This window comes from Thalassospira mesophila (genome assembly GCF_002115755.1).
Taxonomy (GTDB): domain Bacteria; phylum Pseudomonadota; class Alphaproteobacteria; order Rhodospirillales; family Thalassospiraceae; genus Thalassospira; species Thalassospira mesophila.
Map to the genome: position 1 here is coordinate 65,015 of NZ_JFKA01000012.1, position 11,811 is coordinate 76,825.

16 protein-coding genes are annotated in these 11,811 nt (G+C 55.8%); 8 read left to right on the forward strand and 8 right to left on the reverse strand.

Features of this window, described 5'->3' with window-relative positions:
* Positions 1-120 precede the first annotated feature (120 nt).
* Entirely contained in the window at positions 121-306 is a 186-nt protein-coding gene (locus tag TMES_RS18785; RefSeq protein WP_143589732.1) for a hypothetical protein, read from the forward strand.
* 89 nt (positions 307-395) lie between these two features.
* On the opposite strand, the gene TMES_RS18790 is transcribed toward TMES_RS18785, so the two are convergent.
* On the reverse strand, positions 396-1,673 hold the full coding sequence (locus tag TMES_RS18790) for an MFS transporter (protein WP_085585420.1): 1,278 nt from the start codon (positions 1,671-1,673) through the stop codon (positions 396-398).
* Positions 1,674-1,944: 271 nt separating this feature from the next.
* On the opposite strand from TMES_RS18790, the gene TMES_RS18795 reads away from it, so the two are divergent.
* The 5 genes from TMES_RS18795 to TMES_RS18815 all read left to right on the forward strand — a co-directional run bounded on the left by TMES_RS18795 (position 1,945) and on the right by TMES_RS18815 (position 4,422).
* A complete protein-coding gene (locus tag TMES_RS18795; protein ID WP_085585422.1) occupies positions 1,945-2,208 on the forward strand; it encodes a hypothetical protein in 264 nt (87 codons plus the stop codon).
* 201 nt (positions 2,209-2,409) lie between these two features.
* Positions 2,410-2,679 carry a hypothetical protein gene (locus TMES_RS18800; RefSeq protein WP_085585424.1) on the forward strand — a complete coding sequence of 90 codons (270 nt, stop codon included), beginning with the start codon at positions 2,410-2,412 and terminating at the stop codon, positions 2,677-2,679.
* A 238-nt stretch (positions 2,680-2,917) separates the two neighbouring features.
* The gene (locus tag TMES_RS18805; RefSeq protein WP_085585426.1) at positions 2,918-3,322 is read left to right on the forward strand and encodes an MAPEG family protein; all 405 of its coding nucleotides are present in this window, start codon (positions 2,918-2,920) and stop codon (positions 3,320-3,322) included.
* A gap of 137 nt (positions 3,323-3,459) precedes the next feature.
* Positions 3,460-3,909 carry a peptide-methionine (R)-S-oxide reductase MsrB gene (gene msrB, locus TMES_RS18810; RefSeq protein WP_085585428.1) on the forward strand — a complete coding sequence of 150 codons (450 nt, stop codon included), beginning with the start codon at positions 3,460-3,462 and terminating at the stop codon, positions 3,907-3,909.
* Between the two features lie 207 nt (positions 3,910-4,116).
* Positions 4,117-4,422, forward strand: coding sequence for a GNAT family N-acetyltransferase (locus tag TMES_RS18815; protein ID WP_211275960.1), 306 nt, complete (start codon positions 4,117-4,119; stop codon positions 4,420-4,422).
* Here TMES_RS18815 and TMES_RS22835 read toward each other — a convergent pair.
* Positions 4,419-4,586, reverse strand: a complete 168-nt coding sequence (locus tag TMES_RS22835; RefSeq protein ID WP_158091274.1) for a hypothetical protein — start codon at positions 4,584-4,586, stop codon at positions 4,419-4,421. The two genes, TMES_RS18815 and TMES_RS22835, sit on opposite strands and share 4 nt — an antisense overlap.
* A gap of 92 nt (positions 4,587-4,678) precedes the next feature.
* Here TMES_RS22835 and TMES_RS18825 point away from each other — a divergent pair, with 92 nt between their 5' ends.
* Positions 4,679-5,077, forward strand: a complete 399-nt coding sequence (locus TMES_RS18825; RefSeq protein ID WP_085585432.1) for a VOC family protein — start codon at positions 4,679-4,681, stop codon at positions 5,075-5,077.
* A gap of 55 nt (positions 5,078-5,132) precedes the next feature.
* Here TMES_RS18825 and TMES_RS18830 read toward each other — a convergent pair whose 3' ends face one another.
* The 5 genes from TMES_RS18830 to guaA all read right to left on the reverse strand — a co-directional run bounded on the left by TMES_RS18830 (position 5,133) and on the right by guaA (position 9,490).
* Entirely contained in the window at positions 5,133-5,489 is a 357-nt protein-coding gene (locus TMES_RS18830) for a hypothetical protein (RefSeq protein WP_085585434.1), read from the reverse strand.
* 114 nt (positions 5,490-5,603) lie between these two features.
* Positions 5,604-6,683, reverse strand: a complete 1,080-nt coding sequence (locus TMES_RS18835; protein WP_085585436.1) for a serine/threonine-protein kinase — start codon at positions 6,681-6,683, stop codon at positions 5,604-5,606.
* Positions 6,680-7,141: a hypothetical protein gene (locus tag TMES_RS18840; protein WP_085585438.1), complete on the reverse strand. Its 462-nt coding sequence runs from the start codon at positions 7,139-7,141 to the stop codon at positions 6,680-6,682. The genes TMES_RS18835 and TMES_RS18840 overlap by 4 nt, the downstream gene beginning before the upstream one ends.
* 305 nt (positions 7,142-7,446) lie before the next feature.
* Positions 7,447-7,725: a tyrosine-type recombinase/integrase gene (locus TMES_RS18845; protein WP_425444062.1), complete on the reverse strand. Its 279-nt coding sequence runs from the start codon at positions 7,723-7,725 to the stop codon at positions 7,447-7,449.
* Positions 7,726-7,936: 211 nt separating this feature from the next.
* Positions 7,937-9,490 (reverse strand): glutamine-hydrolyzing GMP synthase, encoded by a 1,554-nt coding sequence (gene guaA, locus TMES_RS18850; protein WP_085585440.1) that lies wholly within the window; start codon positions 9,488-9,490, stop codon positions 7,937-7,939.
* Between the two features lie 338 nt (positions 9,491-9,828).
* Between guaA and TMES_RS18860 the strand changes: the two genes are divergently transcribed.
* Positions 9,829-10,203 (forward strand): hypothetical protein, encoded by a 375-nt coding sequence (locus TMES_RS18860; protein ID WP_085585444.1) that lies wholly within the window; start codon positions 9,829-9,831, stop codon positions 10,201-10,203.
* A gap of 218 nt (positions 10,204-10,421) precedes the next feature.
* Here the strand turns inward: TMES_RS18860 and TMES_RS18865 are convergent, their stop codons facing one another.
* Positions 10,422-11,756 carry an RsmB/NOP family class I SAM-dependent RNA methyltransferase gene (locus TMES_RS18865; RefSeq protein ID WP_085585446.1) on the reverse strand — a complete coding sequence of 445 codons (1,335 nt, stop codon included), beginning with the start codon at positions 11,754-11,756 and terminating at the stop codon, positions 10,422-10,424.
* Between the last annotated feature and the right edge of the window lie 55 nt (positions 11,757-11,811).

An 11,811-nucleotide genomic window follows, 5' to 3' on the forward strand; every position in this document is an offset into this window, starting at 1 on the left:
AAATTCGTGCCACAGCCGTCGCAATAATGTGATCAACCCTGATCATCTGCGATCGCTGTTTTGCCGTACCATGTTATGAACCGCGCCGAAAAACCGCACATTGCGACAAGGATGTTCCCGTTGCCCCGCCCCATTGCCCGCAACATCACCCGATTATCGCGCATCCTGATTATACTGGCCGTCGCGGCACCAATGCTGGCGGCGTGCAGCGGCATAGACTGGCAGGCCAGCATTCGCCAAAGCCTGTCAAATGCCTGCGCGGCATCGCGCCATTGCGGCAGCAACGGTATTCCCCAGGCGGACTGACATGCCTTTAAAACCGCCCCTAAAGACAAAACGCCAGCACAGATATCCTGCACTTATCCTGCACTGGCGTCTTACGAAATGTCCGGTTTTCAAGGTGCCTTTGGCATCTCAAGCGGGCGCAGATATTCGCTCAGGTAATACAAAAGCCCCAGGCCGGGAAACAGCATTCCCACCGCAGTTGCCCACATCCAGCCGCCATGGGCAAAGGCCCAGCCGCCTACGGCCGATCCAATGGCCCCGGCAGCAAAAAACGTTGCCATATAAACCCCGTTTATGCGGTTACGATACGCCGCGCCTAACGAGAAAATCGCCCGCTGGCCCAGCACCATGTTACAGGTCAGGCCAAAATCAAGCATGATGGCGCCCAACACCAGCACAACCAGCGAAAACGAACTGCCCATGGTGCCCAGATGGGTCAGCATCAACGCCACAGGCACCGATGCCATGGCAATGGCGGTTGCCGGGCGCATCCAGCCCCGGTCCGCCATGCGCCCGCCAATCGGGGCGGCAATGGCCCCGGCGGCACCGGCAAGGGCAAACAGGGCAATGCCCGCTTGCGACATGTTAAAATCCGGCCCGGCCAGCAATAACGGCACCGTCGTCCAGAACAGGCTGAAGGTTGCAAATAAGGATGCCTGATACAAGGCCCGACGGCGCAAAATACGGTTGGAAATCATCAACCGCGCCATGCTGCCCAGCAGTTCAAAATAATGCGGGCGCACGGTGGGGCGGCTGATGGGAAGAACCAGCCGGACAGCGACCATCAAGGCAATCATGACAGCGGTTGATACAAAAAATATCACCCGCCAGTTGGTCAGTTCCGTCAGAAAGCTTGAGACCGGGCGTGACAGCATAATGCCAAACATCAGCCCGCTCATCACATTGCCCACCACCCGGCCCCGGGTTTCGTCTGTGGCCAGATGGGCTGCATAGGGCACCAGAATTTGCACCGCAACCGACCCGATGCCAATAAACAGGGCGGCGGTTAAAAACAGGCCGGGCGTGGCGGCAAAGCCCGATGCCAGCAGGGCCACCGCCCCCAGGGCAATCACGGTCATTACCAGCTTGCGGTTTTCAAACAGATCGCCCAGCGGCACAATCAACAGCAGGCCGATGCCATAACCAACCTGGGTCATGGTCACAATCAACCCGGCGGCACGGGGCGACAGCCCCAGCTCGGCACTGATCGGCCCCACCAGCGGCTGGGAATAATATAGATTGGCGGCAATCAAGCCGCAGGCGGTTGCCAGAAACAGAATTAACCAGCCTGAAACCGGTGTCGCATGTGTCGCATTTGTCGCAGGTGTTTTGGGCGCAGGCTGAGGCGCGGCATCGCGGCCACCGCCCTTTGCTGGCAAACTGGGCATATCGAAGGCTCCGGTCGGTCAAGGAAACGCACCACAAAAACGGTGCTGGCTGCATTTTGCACCGCAACATCGCCGTTTTGAAAGCATATTTCAAATAAAGGAATTAAGGTTCACCCCCAGTGAACCCAACGGAGATAGTCCGCGATTGCGTACCATCAACGGGCAAACCGCATTTTTTTAAAATAATTCTGCTTTTTGCGGGAACCGATTGTAACCCGCAGCGTTTGCCTATCAGAACACGAGCTCGATAAAGATAACAAGGAGCCGCGACATGATGGAACAAACCGCACTTGACCGCATGAAGCTGCAACAAGCCCATGCGGACTGGGAAAAAAACATTCAGGGCCATTGCCGCGAAAACCAGATGGAAATCGGCAATTTACCATCGGAAGTCACCGATGCCTGGAATGATATGTCGTCATCCTATGAGGACACCCGGCACAAGGACGATGCTGTTGCCACGGACGCGGCCCAAAAACATCGCAGCGCTTCCGAGCGACTGAAGAAGGCTTGGGACAAAATGATAAACAAATAACCAGTCCCGGTTGTCCATAACTGTTTCCTCCCTGCGTCCCCCCACGCAGCTTTGGCACCCTCCCCCAGGGTGCCTTTTCTTTTTGGGGCATCGCCCTGCTTATGCCCCGCAATCGCCCCAACCCGGCACAGTGATGCCACCTTTGCGGGCTAGATTAATACGGATCCATAAACCGGCACCCGCCGCAGCAAGGAGCCATAAATGACCCGTCACATTCCAGAACATGCCAAAATTCAGCGCGAGTTTCAGGATTGGGAATTTGGCCTGACCGGCTATTGCACCGATAACAAAACCGGCATCGAAGCCCTGCCAAGTGCTGTTGTGCAGGCATGGGACGACATGAATGCCGCCTGGAACGATATTAAAGACAGCCAGGGCAATGTTAGCGAAGAAAAACGCCAGCGTTTTCGCGAGGCCAATAACCGCCTGCAAAATGCCTGGGATGCCATGACCGAGCATAAAACCGGCTAATCCTCGCTCCCCAATATCCCCCCTTTCAATCGCCCGCCCCACCGCGCGGCAGAACATCCGGCGTTGCCTTTTGGTAACGCCGTTTGTTTTTTCATCTGGGCGGCAAACTTCGGCCCCTGTGAAACGTTATGTCATCGGGCACCCGTTTTTGCCCGTATAGAACATACCGCATCACAGGCTGTTTTCGCGGCCATGATACAGGCCGCGAAAACCGGCACTTCACCCGAAAGGATATCGTATGACTGTTGAATTATGGATTTTGGTGATTTGCGCCATTCTAAGCCTGATATTTCCGTTTTTCTATAACTGGCATTATGGCCAGCAAGTGGGTGCCAAAGGCCTGATGGGCAACCGCGAAACCCTGCCCGAACGGCGCGGGGCGGCGTTACGCGGGCTTCGCGCACATCGCAACCTGCTTGAAAACCTGGTTCCGTTTGCCATTGTGGTTCTGGTTGCCAGGTTCACCGGCATTTCAAATTTCGTCACGGTTTTTGGCGCGGTTTTGTTTCTGGTTGCCCGTTTGGTGCATGCCATCACCTATTGCGCAGGCATCGAAACCGCCGGTATTCGCTCGATTGCCTATTTCGCGGGTGTCATCGCCACCCTGTGCGTGGCATCACAATTGCTGCATTTTGTAAATTAAGCTCAAATCGCGGCAGCGGGATTTTGGCGGCGATGAAATATCATCCGCAAATCATCTACGTGTCATCTGCGAGATGCAAAAACAGCAATCCCGACCTATATTGGGCAAAACCCGTTTTGAATACCACAGGAGCCCCAATGCCCCGCTATAGCAAAGACCCCGATGCCATTGCCAAACTGACGCCAGAACAATATCACGTCACCCAAAACAACGGCACCGAACGCCCCGGCACCGGCGAATATCTTGATCACCGCGAACCGGGCATTTATGTTGATATCGTTTCGGGCGAACCGCTTTTTGCATCCAGCGACAAGTTCGATAGCCATTGCGGCTGGCCCAGCTTCACCAAACCGATAGACCCGGTGCATGTCAGCGAGCTGCGCGACGCCACCCTTGGCATGGTCCGCACCGAAATCCGTTCGGCAAACGGCGACAGCCACCTTGGCCACGTCTTCCCCGATGGCCCGCAAGACCGGGGCGGATTACGCTATTGCATCAATTCCGCATCCCTGCGGTTCGTCCATCGCGATGATATGGAAGCCGAGGGGTATGGCAATTATCTGGGTCAGGTAGAAAACCCGCAATAACCCCGCCCCGAACCACGGCACATCACAAACACATGTTTGCACCCCTCGCAAAAGCCCCGCGTAAAACCGGGGCTTTTGCATTTAGGGCCCACATGCAAACCCCGAAAATTGGTCTGCCCTTATCTTGAAAAGTGGTCCTTATGCAAAAGGCCTCCGTCCTTTATCAGCAACACCGGAAAACACGGCGCTAGCGCAAAGGGACACACCATGACAAACACCACAATCCGCGACATTCGCCCGCAAGACGAAGCCCAGTGGCAAATGCTGTGGCAGGCATATCTGGAATTTTATCAATCAACGGTCCCGGCGGAGGTTTACAAAACCACATTTAACCGCCTGTGCGACCCCGCCCGCTCGCACCAGCGCGCACTGGTGGCCGAAAAAGCCGATGGCACCCTGATCGGCCTTGTTCATATCATCTTTCATAGCCATAACTGGCGCATTGAAGATGTGTGCTACCTTCAGGATCTTTATGTTTCCCCCGCCTGCTTTATGATCGCATCGGCACGTTAACGCCATTTATCAAATATCAGCGTTAACACCAAACCAGCCCCGTTGATGGCAATCACACCAACAGGGGCAAGGGCGGCCAAATAGCCGCCTGAACGGCCCATCCCAACAAAACAGATCACCCCTAAAATCAGGCCGTGCTGAATTTCAAAAAACGCTGTTGTCATAATGCTGTCAGCAGCGATCTGCGACAAAGGGGATGCAACACCGCATTCCCCGGCCAGACCTTACCCCGGCTGGCCCAGCACGAGAACCCGACATGAAATTCGCCTCAACCCGCCTGATCGCCCGCGATATCAAAGCCATGGTGGCCTTTTACGAAAGGGTGATGGGGCAAACCGCCGACTGGCTCGCCCCGCAATTCGCCGAAATCGTCACCCCGGCGGCAACTCTTGCCATTGGCAGTGCCGAAACCGTCGCCATCTTCCAGCCCGGCAGTTGCGAACCCGCCGCCAACCGCACCGCCATCATCGAACTGATGGTGGATGATGTGGATGCCCTGTTTGATCAACTCAAAGACAGCGTCACCATCGTCCACGAACCCAAAATGATGCCCTGGGGCAACCAGGCCGCCATGATCCGCGATCCGGAAGGCACGATTGTCGCGCTGTTTAAACCTGTGTCGGATGCGGCGATTGAGCGATTTGGGAACCGGTGAGCCAAGTTAAAACCAGCAACGCCTGAACGTTTCCGCCCTCACAAACAGCGCATTATCAATATGCGCTGTTTGCGACGCTGCTCTGATCAATCCCTAATGAACGGCCACTGGCGCGATGTATGAACCAGCGCCAATATTCACACAGCATCACCGCTGATCTCATAAACCAGACGATAGCTCTCATGCCAAGCGACCCCTGACCCAGTTTGATCAGGTCGGTCTTTAGCTTTTCGGCATCGGTTAAAAGCAGCCTCTTGGTCGATACGAATTTGGGGCGATAGACGCTGACGATTGCAGCGGCGTGCTGAAGCGCGCGAATGACCTCCTCGAAGTCCTGCGTGCCCATCGCTGCAAAGATATGGCGGCGAGCTCCTTGGACATGGTCTTCTTGGCCTCTCGAAGAGAGACCCATAGGCAAAAATGTCCGGCTTGCAGGCAATGCTGAAACCGTTGCCAAGCAGAAGGTGCTTTTTGCCGTAGGCATCCGCCTTGTTGATAGCCTGCTCGAAGTCGAGGAGCTCGATAGTCATCCGATCTTCCCTTCAACCACGGCCTTCACGAAACTGTCGGCAAGCCGGTTTGCTTCGGCATTACCGAGGTTCCTTCGAGTAAACTGCGAGATGCGCGTTTCGCGGCCTGATGCTCTGTTTGTTTTGAAAGCGGAAACGGAAGCGTTCGACCCTGCCGCAGACGTATGCTCAAACCGGTAGGTGTTCCGGGCATCTTCACCGCACAGCATTCCGGTGGCATCAACTGTCCAGTGTCCCGCAAACGAGAGTTTTTCGAGCGCGCGCCTCATATCTAACGCCGATTGAAAGCGTTTGCTGGGATCAGGGTCGACGGACGTCATGACCGCACGGCAAACTGCATTTGGGATGAAGGGCGGAAAGTCTGCGCGGGTGATCAGCGATCCCTTTGCAAGGGCATCAGCATAGGCAGCGTCGCCAAGCGTGTTGAACTTTGCTTCGAGAGCGGGAAGGCCAACCAGCAATCTGAATAGGGTAAGGCCGGTTTGGAAGATGTCGGTGCGGGCCTCAATCCCGTTTCCTGCAACTGTCTCCGGGGCGGCATGAAGTACATACCAGCTCGAAGGCTGAACGGGCGCGCCATTGGCGGATATGCCGACGATCCCATAGTCGGCGAGTTTTGCTTGGCCCTGCGGACCCCGCAAAATGTTCTGCGGTTTCACGTCATTGTGGAAGAAGTTATGTAGATGCAGATGCTCCAGCCCCTGAAGCATGTCGATAACCGTGCGCAACGCAGTCGGCAAAGGCAGGAAGTTTCCAGGATTTGCGAGTGTCGTAATCGATCCATCTGGTAAATAGTCCATTGCTATGACCACTTTTCCGTCGGTCGCGACATCAGCCTGATGTACCCGTACAAGATTGTTGTGCGTGAAAGCATGTCCAACCTGAGCTTCGCGTAACCGCTGATCGATGCCTATCCCTGCATTCAGGACTTTGATTGCGTATTCATGGTTTACTGCCTGGTCCTGTGCTAGCCACACTTCACCGAAAGAACCGCGCCCGATAGGCCGCATTAGGCGGTACTTATTATAGAAGGTGGTGCCGTTTGTGATCGGTAGGGCGACAGGGGCGAGGCTCATGGGTTAGTCGCCCCCCACCATGCTGCGATGACCGCGTCTGCCATTTTGCTGTCCCAGTAGCGTGTCGTCTGACCAACACGCGCAATGGCATGGTCGCGAACCTGAGCGCTCCTCGTGCCAAGAGACGCGTAAATCTTCGTGACGACCGGCTTGTTGTGCAGACCGCAATACAGAAGCAGCGCGGCTTCCTGATATGATGCGACACGTTTCGCGTTGTTATCACCCTGCATGAATTCGCCCTTCTTAATGACAACGCGGTCGATATCCGTATGAGTGTGGAAAATCCGCTCGAACTCACGATAAAGCCAAGTGACTTTCGCGGCTTCCTCAGAACAATCGGCAGGGAAACGCAAGCGACTTTCCGAGTCCGCATTGAGAAGCACGAGCGGTGTCGCGACGCCATCGACGATTGCATAGCGCGGTGTTAATGGATCACTTCGAAAGCCCAATACAATCATTAGTTATTATCCAATTAATTTCATAATCTTAAGAAAATATATATATCTCTTTCTCTGTCTAGATTGAAAGTTTTAGAGACGAATAAATAGTAACCGGTTTGGCGTTTGACGATTTCCGCCCTCTCTAGACCTTCGCCAGTCGAGCAACGAATGGCAACTTTACAGATAAGAGCGACAGCCGCCTGACGCCCGCTATGGGCGCAAAGCGGGCGTCTTCGCGCGATAACTACTATTTGTAAGACCAGTTAGCGACCCACTCCTTTGACTGGAAAACATACCTTCTAACCCACCACAGGCCTTAAAGCTTAGCCCCCTCCAACCCACTCATCGATCATATCCGCCCAGTCCAGCATCATTTCGGCGCGCTGTTCGCGATATTCGGCTTTGTTGTAGACGGCGCGGACGCCGCGTTGTTCGTGGGCAAGGCTCTTTTCTATCCAGTCGGAGTTATAGCCCGCCTCGTGCAGCAGAGTGCTGGCGGTGCGGCGCAGGTCGTGGAGGCCGAACTTAGCCAGTGCTTTGCCATCCTTCTGCGCGGCCTTGTAGGTCTGCGTCAGCACCTGGTTGAGCGTTGCGGCACTCATCGGCGCGTCGATATCATAGCGTGACGTAGTCGGACCCTCCCGCGAAGGTCTTCAGGGCAAAGAATGCCATTTTTGGCACCATGAAAAAATGCTGCTTCCCGTTGCAAGATGACACAAGACCTTGCAACCCTCAAACACAAAAAAGCCCGCATTTCAGCGGGCTTAGATGTAATTTCATGCTACCAGCTGCCTGCGGCTGCCAGATGGCAAATTATTCCCACTCAATCGTTCCCGGTGGTTTCGAGGTGTAGTCGTAGGTGACGCGGTTGATACCGTTCACCTCGTTGATAATCCGGTTGGCGATGCGGCCGAGGATTTCGGGCGGGAAAGCGAAGTAGTCTGCCGTCATGCCGTCGGTGGAGGTTACAGCGCGCAGCGCGCAGGCATAGTCATAGGTGCGGCCATCGCCCATCACGCCGACGGTGCGAACCGGCAGCAGCACGGCGAAGGCCTGCCAGATGGCGTCATACAGGCCCGCATTGCGGATTTCTTCGAGATAGATCGCGTCGGCCTTGCGCAGGATATCGAGTTTTTCATGCGTGATCGGCTGGCCGGGAATGCGGATGGCAAGGCCCGGTCCGGGGAACGGGTGGCGGCCAACAAAGCTGTCGGGCAGGCCCAGTTCGCGGCCCAGATCGCGGACTTCGTCCTTGAACAGTTCGCGCAGCGGTTCAACCAGTTGCATATTCATGCGTTCTGGCAAACCACCGACATTGTGGTGCGATTTAATGGTGACAGACGGGCCACCGGTGAACGAAACGCTTTCGATCACGTCCGGGTACAGCGTGCCCTGGGCGAGGAAATCGGCCCCGCCAATTTTCTTGGCTTCCTGTTCAAACACTTCGATAAACAGGCGGCCAATGGTTTTGCGTTTTACTTCGGGGTCAATCTCGCCTTCGATGGCGTCGATAAAGGTATTGGCGGCATCGACATGGACCAGCGGGATGTTGTAATGGTCGCGAAACAGGTTCACCACCTGATCGGCCTCGCCCGTGCGCATAAAGCCATGATCGACAAACACGCAGGTCAGCTGGTCGCCAATGGCTTCGTGGATCAGAACGGCAGTAACCGAGCTGTCAACACCGCCCGAAAGACCACAAATGACCTTGCCATCGCCCACCTGTTTGCGGATTTTGGCAATCGCGTCGTCTTTATAGGCATCCATCGTCCAGTCGCCAACGCAACCGGCCACATCGTGGGTGAAGTTGCGCAAGAGCTGTGCGCCATGCGGGGTGTGCATGACTTCGGGGTGGAACTGAACGGCGTAGAATTTTTTATCGTCATTGGCAATCGCGGCACACGGGGCGCCATCGGATTTGCCAACCACGCGGAAACCTTCGGGCAGGCTGTCTACCCGGTCGCCGTGGCTCATCCAGACCTGTTCGCGCGCACCAACGGCCCAAACACCGCTAAACAAAGCGCAATCTTCGACCACATCAACAAAGGCGCGGCCAAATTCGCGATGTTCCGAGGTTTCAACCTTGCCGCCCAGCTGGTTAACCATGGTTTGCTGGCCATAACAAATGCCCAGCACCGGAATGCCCATGTCAAACACCCGAACCGGGGCGGTCGGTGATTTTTCCCAATGCACGGACGCCGGGCCACCCGAAAGAATGATCGCCTTGGGGGCAAACTCGTCGAGCAGGCTGTCCGAGATGTTGTTAAAAGGGTGAATTTCGCAGTAAACGCCGCTTTCGCGCACACGACGTGCGATCAGCTGGGTTACTTGCGATCCGAAATCAATAATCAGCACGCGATCTGTCATCGGGCCGTTTCTCCATCGCTCAAGGGGGTGCGCCGTACATACGCGAAACCAGCCGTTTGGGCAACCCGGCGCAATGGCTGCTTAACGGTCAAAATGCTGCGATTTGAACATTGCGTGATCAAACTGCCCGAACTGGCAGGCCGGGCGGCTTGATCACGCAATGCCCGGCGGGGGGCAGCGGCCCCATCAACGACGCAAACCGGCCAATTTGGCCGTATTTTATCGCCAAATTCGCACATTTGGTCCGTTTTTTGTGCGCAAAGCGCGCCTATCTTGACATTTGACGGAGCGCAGAACCAACCGCGCCCGGCGAGCAAACGAAAAAAGGACCAAAAGCTATGACAGACAATAAAGGCAGCAAAATCGCACTTGCCGTGGCGGGCCTTCTGTTGATTGCCGGCGCTGCAACTGCCATTGCCATGACCCAGGATAAAGCCGACGCGCCCAGGGACGGCATGGTGCCATTGACCAACAATTCGGCGCAACAGGGCGAAACCGATAATCCGCCCGCTGCTGAAACCGGCGAAGCGCCGATGCCAAATGCACCAAATGCCCCCGATGAAAATGGCAATGCGTCGAGCGGCGTTACCACCACCCCGATGGGCACAGACAGTGGCGATACGCGCACCAATGATGGCAGTGCGCCGGTTCAACTGACCCCGCCCGCCGGTGGCAAAACCGACGACGACAGCACCTTGATGAAAAAAGAATAACAATAAAAACAAAACGCTGGTGAAAACACCGGCAGAGCAAACTGCGGGATAAAAAACACCCGCACGGCCCTGTCCAGGGCCGAAAAAACTGCGCCCTGCCCCTTTACGGGACAGGGCGTTTTTATTTTCAGGCTGATAACGTGGCAAGGGATGGTCGCCAGCAGACCGGCAGGCGGCAAAGGCCCCGGCAAATGCCAGCACCATGCCGCCGCCCGCCATTATTTATTGCCCTTGGCGGTGCGTTCAAATACCGCAACAAAGAAACCATCGGTGCCATGCACATTGGGCGACAGGCGCAACCACGGTTTGTCCTTGCCCCCCGGCACCGGGACCGAAGCCGGGGCATCAGGCCAGATCTCATTGATCGGAACCGGTTTGAAGTCTTTGCGGTCACGCATAAAGGTTTCGATCAGGCGTTCGTTTTCTTCGCCCAAAATCGAACAGGTTGCATAAATCAGCCGCCCGCCCTTGGTTACACGGCCGGCTCCGGCCTTAAGGATTTTGGCCTGCTGCAGGGACAAAGCACGAATATCGCGCTGCCCGATACGCCAGCGCAAAGCCGGGTTACGGCGCAACGTGCCAAGGCCCGAACAGGGCACATCAAGCAACACACGGTCAAAAAAGCCCGATTTGCTGCGCAGCCAGCTGTCACGCTCGTCGGCAATAATGCGCAACTGAATGCAATCGCCCGCACCGGCACGTTTGGCGCGTTTGCGCGCACTGTCAAGCCGCGCCCCGTGGGTGTCACAAGCCAGAATTCGGCCACGCCCGCGCATATCGGCCGCCATGCCCAGCGTTTTGCCGCCACCGCCAGCACACATATCAAGCACCGTCATGCCCGGCTGGGCATCGGCCAGACGCACGCAAATCTGCGAGGCTTCATCCTGAATTTCGATCAGGCCATCTTTATAGGCCGCCGTCACCAGCATGTTAACACCCAGCGGCAAACGCAGGCCATTGGGGGCATAAGGCGTTTTTTCGATGTTATGAATGCCGTCCTGCTCGAGCGAGCGAATGGCACTATCAACACTGCCGCGCAGCGTATTGACGCGCAAATCGAGTTTGGCAGGCTGGTTATAGGCCGCCATTTCGGCTTGCAAGTTTTCGTGATGCAGCTTCAAAAGCTCGGCATACAACCATTTTGGCAATTCGGTTTTAACCGCCCCTGGCTGGGCATCATGGTCAATTGTTTGCCCCGACAGCTTGCTGATCAGGTGGCGTTCTGCGGGATGCAACACATCGGGGCAGAACTCTTCACCGTTAAACATATCGGAAATATCGTCGACAGAACGGCCATTTTGCAAGGCCAGCTGCGCAATCGCGCGCGCACGGCCATCCTGATATTCATAGCCGCATTCGGCCAGCCACCAGCCCAGACGGGCCTGATGACGGATCAGGTTATAAAACCGTTCGCCAATGTCACGGCGATCGCTGCCGCCAATGTAACGACGGTTGCCAAAATAACCGGAAACAACGCGATCGGCGTCGTCGCGGGTATGTGTCCAACCATCATAAAGTTCGATAACGGCAGCTATACGTGCACCGGGTTTCAAAACGTAATTCCAGACCTGGTTAAATGGCCTGCGCGCCACCTTAGTGCGTCACTGC

What these genes read in the sequence shown, in the direction of transcription:
- msrB (WP_085585428.1), top strand. Translation starts at nt 3,460, where the DNA reads ATGCCCCGCTATAGCAAAGACCCCGATGCCATTGCCAAACTGACGCCA.
- TMES_RS18860 (WP_085585444.1), top strand. Translation starts at nt 9,829, where the DNA reads ATGACAGACAATAAAGGCAGCAAAATCGCACTTGCCGTGGCGGGCCTT.
- TMES_RS18845 (WP_425444062.1), bottom strand. Translation starts at nt 7,725, where the DNA reads ATGAGTGCCGCAACGCTCAACCAGGTGCTGACGCAGACCTACAAGGCC.
- TMES_RS18800 (WP_085585424.1), top strand. Translation starts at nt 2,410, where the DNA reads ATGACCCGTCACATTCCAGAACATGCCAAAATTCAGCGCGAGTTTCAG.
- TMES_RS18795 (WP_085585422.1), top strand. Translation starts at nt 1,945, where the DNA reads ATGATGGAACAAACCGCACTTGACCGCATGAAGCTGCAACAAGCCCAT.
- TMES_RS22835 (WP_158091274.1), bottom strand. Translation starts at nt 4,586, where the DNA reads ATGACAACAGCGTTTTTTGAAATTCAGCACGGCCTGATTTTAGGGGTG.
- TMES_RS18815 (WP_211275960.1), top strand. Translation starts at nt 4,117, where the DNA reads ATGACAAACACCACAATCCGCGACATTCGCCCGCAAGACGAAGCCCAG.
- TMES_RS18835 (WP_085585436.1), bottom strand. Translation starts at nt 6,683, where the DNA reads ATGAGCCTCGCCCCTGTCGCCCTACCGATCACAAACGGCACCACCTTC.
- TMES_RS18840 (WP_085585438.1), bottom strand. Translation starts at nt 7,141, where the DNA reads ATGATTGTATTGGGCTTTCGAAGTGATCCATTAACACCGCGCTATGCA.
- TMES_RS18825 (WP_085585432.1), top strand. Translation starts at nt 4,679, where the DNA reads ATGAAATTCGCCTCAACCCGCCTGATCGCCCGCGATATCAAAGCCATG.
- TMES_RS18790 (WP_085585420.1), bottom strand. Translation starts at nt 1,673, where the DNA reads ATGCCCAGTTTGCCAGCAAAGGGCGGTGGCCGCGATGCCGCGCCTCAG.
- TMES_RS18805 (WP_085585426.1), top strand. Translation starts at nt 2,918, where the DNA reads ATGACTGTTGAATTATGGATTTTGGTGATTTGCGCCATTCTAAGCCTG.
- TMES_RS18830 (WP_085585434.1), bottom strand. Translation starts at nt 5,489, where the DNA reads ATGGGTCTCTCTTCGAGAGGCCAAGAAGACCATGTCCAAGGAGCTCGC.
- guaA (WP_085585440.1), bottom strand. Translation starts at nt 9,490, where the DNA reads ATGACAGATCGCGTGCTGATTATTGATTTCGGATCGCAAGTAACCCAG.